Below are 15,132 nucleotides of genomic sequence, written 5' to 3'. Positions count from 1 at the left end.
GCTTCCTTTTTAAATCAAGACTTATATCTTTGTGAGTCAGAATAAATCATAAAAAAATGGATAAGAATAGCAAAAGAAGAGAAGCCTTACTATACCACGCAAAACCAACTCCAGGAAAAATTCAGGTAGTTCCAACCAAAAAATATGCCACCCAAAGAGACTTGTCATTGGCCTACTCTCCGGGTGTTGCAGAGCCTTGTTTGGAAATTGCAAAAGACATCAATAATGTTTATAAATATACGGCCAAAGGCAATCTTGTGGCTGTAATTACTAATGGTACCGCTGTTTTGGGACTTGGTGATATTGGTCCCGAAGCATCAAAACCAGTAATGGAAGGCAAAGGATTGTTGTTCAAAATTTTTGCCGATATTGATGTTTTTGATATCGAAATTGGCACCAAGGATATCGAAGAATTTATTCAAACCGTTAAAAATATCGCACCTACTTTTGGCGGAATTAATCTGGAAGATATAAAAGCCCCAGAATCATTTGAAATCGAACGACGATTGGTCGAAGAGTTGAACATCCCAGTTATGCACGATGATCAACACGGAACGGCAATTATATCTTCGGCTGCTTTGATCAATGCGTTAGAATTAGCGGGTAAGAAAGCCGAAGACGTAAAAATGGTCGTTTCTGGAGCGGGATCGGCAGCAATTGCTTGTGCTGATTTATATGTTTTATTAGGAGTGAAAACCGAAAATATTTTGATGTTTAATAGCAAGGGGATGTTGACCAAAAACAATCCTGCGCTCTCCCAAATGCAGTTGAAATATGCCCAAGATATTCCGTCAATGTCCCTTGAAGAAGCCTTGACTGGAGCAGATATATTTTTAGGATTGTCTACAGGCGATATTATGTCGCCCCAAATGTTATTGGCAATGGCTGATAATCCTATTGTTTTTGCGATGGCAAATCCAGATCCTGAAATTGATTATAATTTGGCCATAGCAACCCGTAAAGATGTTATTATGGCAACGGGACGATCGGATCATCCTAATCAAGTCAACAATGTGCTTGGGTTTCCGTATATTTTTAGAGGCGCTTTGGATGTTAGAGCCACCAAAATTAATGAAGCTATGAAAATGGCAGCGGTTAGAGCACTCGCTTTATTGGCCAAAGAATCTGTGCCAGAGCAAGTAAATGTGGCTTATGGTGCTACCAAATTGACTTTTGGACGTGATTATATAATCCCAAAACCATTTGATCCCCGCTTAATTACTATTGTTGCTCCGGCTGTTGCCAAAGCGGCTATGGATTCTGGCGTGGCTTTGTATCCCATTACTGATTGGAAAAAATACGAAGAGGAATTATTAGATAGATTGGGTAATGATAACAAAATGGTTCGATTGATAACCAATCGTGCCAAAATGGATCCTAAAACAATCGTTTTTGCCGAAGCCGATCATTTAGACGTGCTCAAAGCAGCACAAATTGTATTCGAGGAAGGCATAGGTCATCCCATCTTATTAGGAAACAAAGAGATAATTTTAGAGTTAAAAGCCGAAATTGGTTTTGATGCCCTAGTACCCATAATTGATCCCAAAGAAAAAGAAGAGGAAGCAAGACGAAATAGATTTGCCACTACCTATTGGCAAACCCGAAAACGAAGAGGAATCTCCCTATTGGATGCTCAAAAACTAATGCGCGAAAGAAATTATTTTGCCGCCATGATGGTCAATGAGTCTGAAGCCGATGCTCTAGTAACGGGACATTCCAGAAGTTATCCCTCTGTGGTGAAACCCATGTTGCAATTAATTGATAAAGCAGCAGGCGCTTCGATTGTGGCTACTACTAATATTATGATGACGGCTCGTGGGCCTATGTTTTTGTCGGATACTGCTATAAACATCAACCCAACTGTCGATGATTTGGCTAAAATTGCCATTATGACCGCCAAAACCGCCAGAATGTTTGGTGTTGAGCCAGTAATTGCGATGATTTCGTTTTCTAATTTTGGCTCTTCTACTAATGCAAGTGCGGCCAAAGTTAGGGATGCAGTTGCTTATTTGCATGAACACCATCCTGATATGGTGATTGATGGTGAAATTCAAGCTGATTTTGCATTAAATCCAGAGATGCTCAAAGCTAAATTTCCGTTTTCTAAACTAGCGGGCAAAAAAGTAAATACCTTGATTTTTCCTAATTTAGAATCGGCAAATATTACTTATAAATTGTTGAAAGAATTGAATAAAGTAGATTCGATTGGCCCAATAATGTTAGGAATGGGTAAACCAGTACACATTTTTCAATTGGGAGCTAGTGTCGAAGAAATGGTCAATATGGCAGCAATTGCAGTAATTGATGCACAAGAAAAAGAGAAAAGAAAAAACAATACCATTACTTAAGAAAAGGATAACGATAGCTTTATAATAGGCAACGCCATTTCATACGAATTAGGGTATATTTGAAACATTAAAAAATAAATGATAGCACATTTACAAGGGAAATTAGCCGAAAAAACACCAACGCACGTCACCATTGACTGCGGTGGCGTAGGCTATCACGTCAATATTTCGTTGCACACCTACTCTTTACTTCCCAATACTGATTTTATAAAATTATTTACGCACCTGCAAATCAAGGAGGATTCGCATACGTTATTTGGTTTTATAGAAAAATCAGAGCGGGAAATTTTTAGATTATTGTTATCTGTTTCGGGGATTGGAGCGAGCATTGCACGAACAATGCTTTCTTCATTAGATCCCAAACAAATTATCAATGCTATTGCTTCTGGCGATGTGGTTACCATTCAATCCATTAAAGGAATTGGGACTAAAACTGCCCAACGGGTCATTCTTGATTTAAAAGATAAAGTCTTAAAATTGTATGATCTGGACGAAGTTTCTATGTCTCAAAGCAATACAAATAGAGATGAGGCGTTATCTGCCTTGGAGGTTTTAGGTTTTGTTCGAAAAACTTCCGAAAAAGTCATTGATAAAATTGTCAAAGAAGATCCGGAAGCCACGGTGGAATCTATCATAAAAAAGGCATTGAAAAGCTTATAAAAAACACTCAAGAAACACGAATTGTATGCGTAAAATTTGTATTTTTTTTCTGGTTTTATTTGGCGGTTTTGTATCGCAAGCACAAGTAAAACAAGAGGTTCAGGATACTATTAAAACGGGTTATTCCGTTGGGAAAATCCAAATAAAAGACCCACAAAGTATCCTATCTAGTTACACCTATGATCCCGTTACGGATCGGTATGTGTATACTAATACCGTTGATGGTTTGTCTATTAATTATCCTATTATTTTAACGCCAAAAGAATACGAGAATTTAGTTTTGAAAGAGGCTAGACGGGATTATTTCAAGAAGAAAAGCGATGCAATTGATGGCAAAAAAGAAGGAAGCGAGGTTGCCAAAAAGGATTTGTTACCAAGATATTACATAAAATCAGGTTTGTTCGAATCTATTTTTGGAAGCAATACCATCGATGTAAAACCAACGGGTTCCGTAGAAATGGATCTGGGAATGCGGTACACTAAACAAGATAATCCTTCTTTATCACCTAGAAATCGAGCCAGCACATCTTTTGATTTTAATCAAAGAATTAGCATGAGTTTGATGGGAAAACTTGGGACTCGACTCAATGTAAATGCTAATTATGACACCCAATCCACATTTGCATTTCAAAATTTAATTAAGTTAGAATACGCCCCTACCGAAGATGATATTATTCAAAAAATCGAAGTTGGAAACGTAAGTATGCCCTTGAACAGTACTTTGATTCGGGGTGCGCAAAGCTTATTTGGGGTAAAAACAAAATTGCAATTTGGTAAAACTACAGTTACAGGCATTTTTTCTGAACAAAAATCCAAAACCAAAAGCGTCGTTGCTGAAGGCGGTGGAACAGTTCAGAATTTTGATATTTTTGCTTTGGATTATGACAATGACCGCCACTTTTTTCTATCCCAATATTTTAGAAATAAATACGATGCTTCGATAAAAAATTATCCTTTTATTGACAGTAGGGTTCAAATTTCTAGAATCGAAGTTTGGGTAACCAATAAGCAAAATAGAGTAAGCACCACCTCCAATAACTTGCGTAATATCATCGCACTTCAGGATTTAGGAGAGTCGCAATTGAACGGTCTTGCGGATAGTGAAATTGTAGTTCTGAATCCTTCGACTGGGATTTTTAACAACCCAGCCGATTCGCCTTCGGACAATACCAACAATGATTATGATCCTGCACAAATAACTGCTGGAACGGGTTTGTTGAACAGTAAAATACGAGAAATTGCAACTGCTAATTCAGGTTTTAACGCAACAGTTAGCGAAGGACAAGATTATTCGAAACTCGAGAATGCCCGAAAATTAAACGCTAACGAGTACACTTACAATGCGCAATTAGGATATATTTCCTTGCAACAACGGTTGTCTAATGATGAGGTTCTTGCTGTAGCTTATCAATACACCATAGGCGATAAAGTGTATCAAGTAGGGGAATTTGGTAATGATGGAGTGGATGCCACAACGGTTGTTGGCGGAAGCAACAATTCGACGCAAGCGATTATTACACAAAGTTTGGTGTTGAAAATGTTGAAGAGTAATCTGACAAATGTCAATAACCCAATTTGGAATTTGATGATGAAAAACATTTATCAAATACCCGGCGGATATCAATTAAAACAAGAAGATTTTAGATTCAATATTTTATACACAGATCCGTCTCCTTTAAATTATATCACAGAAGTTTCTGGAACACCTTTTCCTTCCAATCCCACAGATGCTAATAAAGTAGCCGAAACGCCTTTGCTCAAAGTATTCAATTTAGACAAACTTAATTATAATAACGATCCACAGGCTGGCGGGGATGGTTTTTTTGATTTTATGCCTGGACTCACTATCGATGCGCAAAACGGAAGAATTATATTTACGACCAAAGAGCCTTTTGGGGAACTTCTTTTTTCTAAACTAAAGAACCAAAATTCAGGAGAAACCTACAGCGATCCTACCACTTACAATGCCAATCAAAAAAAATATGTGTTTAGAAGCATGTACAAAAGTACCCAATCAGGTGCGTTACAAGACAGTGACAAAAATAAGTTTTTATTGCGTGGAAAATACAAATCCTCAAGTGGGGACGGAATCCCAATTGGGGCTTTCAACGTGCCACAAGGTTCAGTTGTAGTTACCGCAGGAGGGCGAAAATTAGTAGAGGGGATTGATTATAGCGTGAATTATCAATTAGGTAGAGTTCAAATTTTGGACGCTTCACTACAAGCATCAAACACGCCAATTGAGGTTTCTTTAGAAAATAATTCGGTGTTTGGGCAGCAAACCCGTCGATTTATGGGAGTAAACGTGGAACATCAAATTTCTGAAAAATTTGTTGTTGGCGCTACTTTCTTGAAAATGACCGAAAAACCGTTTACACAAAAATCAAGTTTTGGACAAGAATCTGTAAACAATACTATTTTTGGATTCAATACCAACTTCGCTACCGAAGTACCGTTCTTGACTCGCCTAGCCAATAAATTGCCTAATATCGATACCGATGTGCCATCAAATCTTTCGGTGCGAGGTGAAATTGCTTTTTTGAGACCAGATTCTCCAAAAGCAGATCAGTTTCAAGGCGAATCTACTATTTATGTAGATGATTTTGAAGGCTCGCAATCTACCATCGATATGCGTTCGCCATATTCGTGGAGTTTGGCTTCAACGCCCGTAAATGATGCCGAAAGCATCTATAACTTTAACGAAAGTGCTAATGATTTAAGCTACGGATTCAAAAGAGCAAAACTCGCTTGGTACGCTATTGATCCTGTTTTTTATGTTCAAAAACCTACTGGAATTTCTAATGATGATTTGTCATTAAACAGTACTCGAAGAATTTATAGTCAAGAATTGTACCCCAATACAGATATTGCCCAAGGACAAACGCAAGTGGTTAGTACCTTGGATTTGAGTTACTATCCATCAGAAAGAGGGCCGTATAACAATGGTTCTAATTTTGCTTCAAATCCCAAAGATAATTTTGGGGGAATTATGCGTTCTATAAGTTCTACTAATTTTGAACAAGGAAACGTAGAATACATTCAGTTTTGGGTTTTAGATCCTTATGTGGGTAATGGAAAAACCAATTTGGATAATTCAGGAAAAATTTATTTCAATTTAGGAGAAGTTTCAGAGGATGTGTTGAAAGATGGAAGAAAACAATATGAGAATGGTTTAGGACCAGATCAAATATTGGTTACTCCTAAACCCATTTGGGGCGATGTTCCCGCCTCGCAATCCTTAATATACGCCTTTGATACCAATGTCGAAAACCGAGGGAATCAAGATATTGGTTTGGATGGATTAAAAAACGACCAAGAAGCACAAGTATATACCAATTACGCTTCCGAAACCGACCCCGCTGCCGATGATTACACGTATTATTTGAATTCATCAGGAAATGTTTTAGAACGCTACAAAAAATTTAATGGAGTCGATGGCAATTCAGCCGTTAATGTAAGTGATGCAAATAGAGGGTCTACAACAGTTCCCGATGTGGAGGACATTAATCGTGACAATACCATGAACACTATTAATGCGTATTATGAATACAGTATTGATGTACAACCCAATATGGCTATTGGTCAAAACTACATTACCGATATTAGAAACACCCAAGTAACATTGCCAAATGGCGCTACGACTGATGCTCGATGGATTCAGTTTAAAATCCCAGTTTCTCAACCTCAAAATGTAATAGGAAACATTTCGGATTTTAGATCCATTCGGTTTATGCGAATGTTCATGACTGGTTTTAACGATGCAGTTACGGTTCGTTTTGGTGCTTTGGATTTAGTTCGAGGCGAATGGAGACGGTACACAAATACTTTGGATCCAAATGACACGAACGTTACCGATGATAAAACCGATTTGGATGTTCTAGCTGTTAATATTCAAGAAAATAACGAACGATGCCCTATCAATTACGTAACACCTCCTGGAGTGGTGAGAGAACAATTGTATAACAACAACACGGTTATCAACCAGAACGAGCAATCACTAGCGTTAAGAGTTTCGGGTGGTGGTTTAGAGCCTAATGATGCGCGTGCCGTTTTCAAAAACGTGAGCATTGATATGCGTCAATACAACAAACTAAAAATGTTCTTGCACGCGGAATCGCTTCCTAACGAAGTTGTTTTGCAAGACAATCAAATGGTTGGTTTTATTCGTTTTGGAAATGACTTTACACAAAATTTTTATCAAATAGAAATTCCATTAAAAGTCAGCAAGCCCGCAGGCGACTGTAAAATGACCGCGGCCGAGGTTTGGCCAGAAGAAAACGAAATGGATTTATCCTTGGCATTATTGACCAAGCTGAAAATTCAAGCCATGAGTATAGACCCAACCACTTTGCCAGCTGACGGAATTTATTATCAAAACGAAGATGAACTGGATCCGTCCCTTTCGGGAAAAACCAATAAATTACGAATAGGGATTAAAGGGAATCCTAATTTTGGCTACGTACGCACCTTGATGACTGGGGTAAAAAGCAATGAAACTCGGTTTGATACCTTTGGAGAAGTTTGGTTTAACGAACTTCGATTGGCAGGAATGGATAACAAAGGCGGTATGGCAGCATTGTTGAATGTAGATTCTAATATGGCTGATTTTGCTACCGTTTCGGCTACTGGAAAAAAGAGTACCATTGGTTTTGGCGCATTAGAACAAGGCCCTAACGAGAGAGATCGTGAGGATGTACAGCAATATAATATTGTCACCAATTTGAATTTAGGAAAATTATTGCCTAAAAAATGGGGGGTAAACTTGCCTTTTAATTATGCTATAGGTGAGGAAACCATCACGCCGCAATACGATCCTTTTAATCAAGATATAAAACTAGACCAACTGCTAGCAGAAACAACCGATCAGGCAGAGAAAGACAATCTTAAAAACAGAGCTATTGATTACACAAAACGTAAAAGTATCAATTTTATAGGCGTTCGAAAAGAACGTAGTGCGACCCAAAAGCCGCATATTTACGATGTGGAAAACTTTACTTTTTCGCAATCCTACAACGAAGTTTTACGCCACGATTATGAAATAGAAAGTTATACGGATCAAACCAGTAATACGACTGTAAATTATGCCTATAGTTTTCAGCCCAAAAGTGTCGAGCCTTTTAAGCAAACTAAATTCATGAAAAAAAGTAGTTATTGGAAACTATTAAGTGACTTTAATTTTGATTATTTGCCCTCAAATGTAACTTTCAATACAAATATCATCAGGCAATACAATCGCCAACAATTTCGACAAGTAGATGTGGATGGAATAGGATTGGATCCTATGTATAGACGTAATTTTGCGTTCAATTATCAATATGGGTTTAATTTTAATTTGACAAAATCATTAAAATTAAACTACACGGCATCATCGAGTAATATTGTAAAAAATTATTTGAATGAGGATAATAAACCCATAGATAGTTTTACCATTTGGGACAGTTACTGGAATATTGGTACGCCAAACCAACACATGCAACAGTTGGTTTTGAATTATGAAATTCCAATTAATAAGATTCCTGTTTTTAGTTTTGTAAAAGCAAACTATTCCTATACAGGCGACTACAGCTGGCAGCGTTCCTCCGAGGCTTTGTCTCAAGTAGAAATTGACGGAAATAGTTACAATTTAGGAAACACGGTTCAAAACGCAAATTCAAGTACTTTGAACGCAACTTTCAATATGGATATGTTGTATAAATATTTGGGATTGACCAAAAGCGGTATCAAAGCACCAATAAAACCCAAAACTGCCGCTCCTAAACCGGGCGAAAAAGTAGTTAATACTACATTTCAAGCTGCCGCAAAAGCAAATCCATTTTTAGATGGGCTCAAAGGTATTTTGACGAGTGTAAAAAATGTCCAAATGAATTTCACTCGTAACAGTGGTACCGTTTTGCCAGGATACACGCCAAGTGTAGGTTTTCTGGGTTCCTCAAGACCTTCATTAGGATTTATTTTTGGTAGTCAAGATGATGTGCGTTACGAAGCGGCCAAGCAAGGATGGTTGACTAATTATCAAGATTTCAATCAAAACTTTTCCCAAGTGACCAATAAAATGTTCAAAGGAACTGCTAACATTGATTTGTTGCCCGATTTAAAAATAGATTTAGCCGCTGATCGATCCTATTCCGAAAATTTCTCGGAACAATATGATGTGACGGATAAAGATGATAAAGGGAATCTTAATGGGGTTTTGAATTATCATCGAAGATCTCCCTATAGTTACGGTATTTTCTCTGTTTCAACGGTCTTGATAAAAACGTCCTTTTCGGGTAGCAATGAGAATGCTTCGGCAGCATTTGATGATTTTAGAACCAACCGCCTAACAGTTGCCAATCGATTGGCAACCCAACGCGGAATAGACATTAACAATCCAGCTAATATAGATGCCGAAGGCTTTCCGCTAGGATACGGAAAAAACAACCAAGCCGTTTTGCTTCCCGCTTTTTTGGCAGCCTATACTGGAAGTGATGCTGGAGGAGTTTCTCTCGGAATTTTTAGAAATTTTCCAGTGCCAAACTGGTCCATAAAATACAATGGATTAATGCGATACAATTTTTTCAAAAAAAATTTCAAACGCATTTCCTTACAACACAATTACAGAGCTTCCTATACTGTAAATTCATTTAGATCTAATTTCGAATACGACAAAGATCCTAATGGAGTAGATGCCAGCGGAAACTTTTTCAACAAAACCATTATGTCAAATATCAACTTGGTGGAGCAATTTAGTCCGCTGATTAGAGTGGATTTTGAGTTGAAAGGTTCCTTGAAAGTATTGACCGAAATCAAAAAAGACCGTGCCTTGTCTATGAGTTTCGATAATAATTTATTGACCGAAGTAAAAGGAGTAGAATATATTGTAGGACTTGGATACCGCATAAAAGATGTTATTTTCTCCTCGACCTTGGCGGATAGTCCTACGGGAATTATCAAAAGTGATATCAACATCAAGGCCGATTTGTCGTATCGAAACAACCAAACTATTGTTCGCTATTTAGATTACAACAACAATCAATTGGCGGCAGGACAAAACATTTGGTCGTTACGAATGACAGCGGATTATTCGTTTAGCAAAAATCTAACAGCGATATTCTATTACGATCATTCTTTTTCCAAAGCAGTAATATCAACCGCTTTCCCGTTAACTAACATTCGATCTGGATTTACGATTCGCTATAATTTTGGAAATTAATTTTGGAATTCTAAACTCAATTTTAATAGAAGATAGTTACATTTGTACCCAGAAAATAATAATAAATAATTTAGTAATATGAGCATACCAGCAAATTTAAAGTACACAAAAGATCACGAATGGGTTAGCATCGATGGCGATATAGCAACTGTGGGAATTACTCATTTTGCACAAAAAGAACTAGGAGATATTGTATATGTTGAGGTGGAAACACTAGATCAAACACTAGCAAAAGACGAAGTTTTTGGAACTGTTGAAGCCGTAAAAACGGTTTCGGATTTATTTTTACCTTTATCAGGCGAAATTATTGCGTTCAACGATGCTTTAGAAAACACTCCCGAAAGCGTAAATTCGGATCCTTATGGTGCAGGGTGGATGATTAAAATAAAAATTGCAGACCTTTCGGAAATTGACAGCTTACTTTCTGATGTTGCCTATAAAGAACTTATTGGTGCATAAACAAGTATCGTTATTGTTGGCTTTTGCTTGGACACTTCTGATTCTTTTTTTGTGTTTAATAAAAGCCAAAAGTATTCCAGTAGTGCCTATTGAAAATCTAGATAAAGTAGTGCACGCATTTTTGCATTTTGTTTTTACTACTCTTTGGGTTTTCTTTTTTAAAAAGCAATTTGCGGCGACTTCATTCCATAAAATACTACTATTTTCATTTGGCTTGTCAGTTGTTTTTGGAATAACAATTGAGTTATTGCAAGAGTTTTGCACCACAACCAGAAGTGCTGATGTGTTTGACGTTTTGGCCAATACAACTGGAGCAACTTTAGCTGTTATTGTGTTTTATATTTGGAATAAAAGGAAGTACAAAGCACAACTATAATTTAAAATGAAATCCCACTTTGGTGGGATTTTTTTATGAAATATACCGGTTCAAAAAAAGTTGTTGCTTAACTCAAAAAGACACTTTTATACTAAACTTATGTTAATTTAAAATGTATTTTTGCCATTGATAACTTCACAAGTTGAAATGTTGATTGGATGTGGTAATAGGTTTTTAAAATGAAATCAAACAGGAAGCAATCAACCGAATTCAATACCAAAAACATAATTAAAATGAATATCACAAAAAGCTTTTTTACTTTAATAGTTGCATCTCTCTCTTTCTATTCTAATGCTCAAACTGCCGTAAATGGAGGTTTAGTTTCGCCAGAACGGTTTCCAGTTTTTTCAAAATGCGATACTGTACAAGCCATCGATTTGAAAAAATGTTTTTATACCGAAGTGCAAGATTTTGTGTTCCAAAACTTTCAAGTTCCAGAAAATATAAAACAAAATAATTTTAAAGGAGAAGTAAAAGTTCTCTTTGAAGTGGATGCTACAGGAACTTTCAAATTGATTTATGTAGACGCTGTTGATGCTACGTTAATGCAAGAAACCAAAAGAGTTTTTGGCAAATTTCCAAAAATACAGCCTTCAACCTACAACGGAAAACCAGTATATGCCAAATATACATTGACCATTGCCATTCCCTTAAAAAGTTCGGAACAAATGGTTTCCGAAGCTGCTGCTAAAACCGTATTGCTTCCGGTAGCAACACCAAAATTATCGGAATTGGACAGTATGGTTTATAAAAAATACAATAACCCAGAATTTGAAAGTCACTTGAACATTCCTTTTTCACACAGTTACTATGCCCAATTTGACGCCTCGTTAAATCAAGTGGGAAGCAACAATCATACTGCCTCAAAGCCCTATACTTATGCAGAAGTTGCTAAATATTACAATTTGAATGCCGAAAATGAGAAGTTAAAAAAGAATGCTTCCGGATGGTGGGCAAGGAAATTATGGAACGAAAATACAGTCGAGATTCAAGGCGAAGGCTATTGGTTTACATTGAATCCTATTCTGGATTTGCAAGCAGGAAAATCAAGTCCTAGTGTTGCAAAAAGTACTTTTGTCAATACGAGAGGACTTAATTTTAGAGGTGGTTTAGGCAGCCAATTGAATTTTACGACAACTATTTACGAAAGTCAAGGTCGTTTTGCGGATTATTTTAACCGCTACGCCCAGTCAATCAAGCCCGCAGGTGGCAATCCAGCAATCATTCCTGGAATGGGAATTGCCAAAGATTTTAAAACCGATGCCTACGATTTTCCTTTGGCCGAAGCCAACATTACTTTTGCACCGAGTAAATTTTTTGATTTGCAATTGGGTTATGGACGCAATTTTATTGGGGATGGGTACCGTTCTCTTTTTGAAAGTGATGGAGCGAGTCCGTATCCGTATTTTAAAATCAATACTAGTTTTTGGAAAATTAAATACACCAACACCTATATGTGGCTCAAAGATGTTCGTCCAGAAGTTACAGTAGACAGAACGTATGCCACAAAATTCATGGCAAATCATTATTTGAGTTGGAATGTTTCTAATAAATTGAATCTTGGTTTTTTCGAATCGGTGGTTTGGACGGATACGAATAACAGAGGATTCGATGTGAATTTTGTAAACCCAATTATATTTTATCGGTCGGTGGAATTTGCTTCTTCGGGACGAAGCGGAAATGCGCTTTTGGGTTTTTCTTCCAAATACAAATGGAACAATCAAGTTAATTTATACGGGCAATTTCTGTTGGATGAATTTTCACTTGGCGATGTTAAAAAAGGGGATAATAGTTGGAAAAATAAATTTGGATACCAAGTTGGTGCCAAGTATTACAATGCGTTTCACGTCGAAAATCTATTGTTGCAGCTAGAATACAATCACGTTCGTCCGTATGTGTATTCGCACAGTGATCCCATTACCAATTATGCGCACAATAATCAAAGCATTGGTCATCAATGGGGTGGGAATTTCAAGGAGTTGATCGCCATCGCCCGATACCACAAAGGCAGGTATTATGCGGATGGTAAAATTACCATTGGCACACGTGGTTTGGATTTTGATACGCTTGACAATACTTATAATTATGGAGGTAATATTTATAAAGATTATGATTTAAATAGACCCTACGATACGGGAGTAAAAGTAGGACAGGGGAACAAAACGGCTGTTTTTATAGCTGATCTTCAAGGGGGATATTTGGTTAATCCATCGACTAATTTGAAACTTTTTGGAAGTTTTATTTTTAGAAATTTTGATCCAAATCAAAACACTGCTACCACTTTCAAAGAAAGCACGACTTGGTTTTCTATAGGAATTCGCTCCGATGTGTTTAATTGGTATTTTGATTATTAAGAATAAATTTTAATCATAATTTCTTGATTTATTATAAAAATAATCCAAATCAAACTCAAACTCAAATTCAATCATCGCTTTACTTTTTTATTTAGAAGATCTAATAAACCTTGAATTGGTTTAAAACGTTCTTGTTTTTTTATGACTTGTTTTTTGTCAAATCCCTTTTGATACGCTACTTTTGCACAAGTTTTAGAAAACAAATTTAAAGAGTAGCTTGAATACATCGACCAATACTATTTCGTTTCAGTCACTTTATGGCGACTTTAAAGCAATTACCAAGGCTGGTTTAGCCATAAGTGTTGTTTTTTCGTCTTTGGCGGGATTTATGCTTGGCGTTGTCGACTGGCATTCTTTTCAATGGATGGTTTTGTTTAAATTGGCTATTGGCGGCTATTGCATGGTGGGCGCATCCAATGCTTTCAATCAAGTTATCGAAAAAGATTTGGACGCTTTGATGGATAGAACCAAAAACCGTCCTGTACCTGCGGGACGAATGAGCGTCACTACAGCATTACTTATTGCGAGTGTTCTTACCATAATAGGAATCGTTTTGTTGTACACCATCAATCCTAAAACGGCTATGTTTGGTGCGATTTCTATATTTTTATATACGAGTGTTTACACGCCACTAAAAACGATGACCTCGTTATCTGTTTTTGTGGGTGCATTTCCCGGTGCTATTCCGTTTATGTTAGGATGGGTTGCGGCAACGGGAAATTTTGGTATCGAAGCAGGAACGTTGTTTTTAATACAGTTTTTTTGGCAATTTCCTCATTTTTGGGCCATTGGTTGGTTCTTATTTGAAGATTATGAAAAAGCTGGTTTTTTTATGCTTCCAACGGGTCAAAAAGACAAAGGAACCGCCTTGCAAATTATTTTATATACCGTTTGGCTTATCATTGCGTCGCTTTTGCCTATGTTTGGGTTTACAGGACGCTTGTTTTTATCACCTGTTGCGGCAGTTTTGGTTTTTTTATTGGGGCTTTGGATGTTGCTTTATGCTGTAAAGTTGTATCAAATACGAAGTGCAAAAGCCGCCAGAACATTGATGTTAGTGAGCGTTTCGTACATTACGTTATTGCAATTGGTTTATATAGTAGATAAATTTTTAAGATAATTATGGAAATAACAATGAACGCCGAAGAGAATAAATTAAGAACGGCTCGGTCTTACAAATTGATTTTGTTGTTCGCAATGGTCAGCATGACTATGATGTTTGCCGGACTTACAAGTGCATTTGTAGTGAGTAAATCAAGAGTCGATTGGTTGAAAGATTTTCAATTACCAACCGCTTTTTATTATAGTACACTTGCTATCATAGGCTGTAGCGTCACTTTTCATTTGGCTAAAAAAGCCATTCAAAAGAACCATCAAAATGCGACAACTCAATTTCTTTTAGCTACTTTAGTACTTGGGATTTTATTCGTTATTTTACAGTTTGTTGGGTTTGGACAAATAGTAGCAAATGGGTATTATTTTACTGGTGCATCAAGCTCTATTACCACAACATTTTTGTACATTGTGACCGTAGTTCACTTATTGCACCTTGCTGGGGGATTGATTTCTCTTTTAATTATTATTTATAATCATTTTAAACACAAATACAATTCAACTCAAACTCTTGGAATTGAACTAGGTGCAATGTATTGGCACTTTCTTGATTTTCTGTGGGTTTATTTATTTTTATTTTTATATTTCTTTAAATAAGAAAAAAATGTAAATTTGGGAACTTTTTAACGA

Annotated in this window: 8 protein-coding genes; all 8 read left to right on the top strand. The window is 36.8% G+C overall.

The annotated features are described in order from the left end of the window. Window positions 1–56: 56 nt before the first annotated feature. The 8 genes from FNW21_RS03750 (at window position 57) to FNW21_RS03715 (ending at window position 15,099) form a co-directional block, all read left to right on the top strand. Entirely contained in the window at window positions 57–2,348 is a 2,292-nt protein-coding gene (locus FNW21_RS03750; RefSeq protein ID WP_144255390.1) for an NADP-dependent malic enzyme, read from the top strand. 78 nt (window positions 2,349–2,426) lie between these two features. Continuing rightward, a complete protein-coding gene (ruvA, locus tag FNW21_RS03745) occupies window positions 2,427–3,008 on the top strand; it encodes a Holliday junction branch migration protein RuvA (protein WP_144255389.1) in 582 nt (193 codons plus the stop codon). A 25-nt stretch (window positions 3,009–3,033) separates the two neighbouring features. Next, the gene (gene sov / locus FNW21_RS03740; RefSeq protein WP_144255388.1) at window positions 3,034–10,200 is read left to right on the top strand and encodes a T9SS outer membrane translocon Sov/SprA; all 7,167 of its coding nucleotides are present in this window, start codon (window positions 3,034–3,036) and stop codon (window positions 10,198–10,200) included. A 78-nt stretch (window positions 10,201–10,278) separates the two neighbouring features. After that, window positions 10,279–10,659 (top strand): glycine cleavage system protein GcvH, encoded by a 381-nt coding sequence (gene gcvH, locus FNW21_RS03735; RefSeq protein WP_144255387.1) that lies wholly within the window; start codon window positions 10,279–10,281, stop codon window positions 10,657–10,659. Then, window positions 10,652–11,035 (top strand): VanZ family protein, encoded by a 384-nt coding sequence (locus FNW21_RS03730; RefSeq protein ID WP_144255386.1) that lies wholly within the window; start codon window positions 10,652–10,654, stop codon window positions 11,033–11,035. The genes gcvH and FNW21_RS03730 overlap by 8 nt, the downstream gene beginning before the upstream one ends. A 233-nt stretch (window positions 11,036–11,268) precedes the next feature. Beyond that, a complete protein-coding gene (locus tag FNW21_RS03725; RefSeq protein WP_144255385.1) occupies window positions 11,269–13,389 on the top strand; it encodes an energy transducer TonB in 2,121 nt (706 codons plus the stop codon). Between the two features lie 217 nt (window positions 13,390–13,606). Further along, a complete protein-coding gene (cyoE, locus tag FNW21_RS03720; RefSeq protein WP_144255384.1) occupies window positions 13,607–14,509 on the top strand; it encodes a heme o synthase in 903 nt (300 codons plus the stop codon). A gap of 2 nt (window positions 14,510–14,511) precedes the next feature. Continuing rightward, complete coding sequence (locus FNW21_RS03715) at window positions 14,512–15,099, top strand: cytochrome c oxidase subunit 3 (RefSeq protein WP_144255383.1); 588 nt, start codon at window positions 14,512–14,514, stop codon at window positions 15,097–15,099. Window positions 15,100–15,132 lie beyond the last annotated feature (33 nt).

This window comes from Flavobacterium restrictum, from assembly GCF_007097245.1.
GTDB classification, from domain to species: Bacteria; Bacteroidota; Bacteroidia; order Flavobacteriales; family Flavobacteriaceae; genus Flavobacterium; species Flavobacterium restrictum.
The sequence above is the reverse complement of the archived record's forward strand: the minus strand, read 5'-3'. Positions and strand labels throughout refer to the sequence as shown.

Bases quoted from the DNA above. Each gene is read 5' to 3' on its own strand.
- FNW21_RS03750 (WP_144255390.1), top strand. From the start codon at position 57: ATGGATAAGAATAGCAAAAGAAGAGAAGCCTTACTATACCACGCAAAA.
- ruvA (WP_144255389.1), top strand. From the start codon at position 2,427: ATGATAGCACATTTACAAGGGAAATTAGCCGAAAAAACACCAACGCAC.
- sov (WP_144255388.1), top strand. From the start codon at position 3,034: ATGCGTAAAATTTGTATTTTTTTTCTGGTTTTATTTGGCGGTTTTGTA.
- gcvH (WP_144255387.1), top strand. From the start codon at position 10,279: ATGAGCATACCAGCAAATTTAAAGTACACAAAAGATCACGAATGGGTT.
- FNW21_RS03725 (WP_144255385.1), top strand. From the start codon at position 11,269: ATGAATATCACAAAAAGCTTTTTTACTTTAATAGTTGCATCTCTCTCT.
- FNW21_RS03715 (WP_144255383.1), top strand. From the start codon at position 14,512: ATGGAAATAACAATGAACGCCGAAGAGAATAAATTAAGAACGGCTCGG.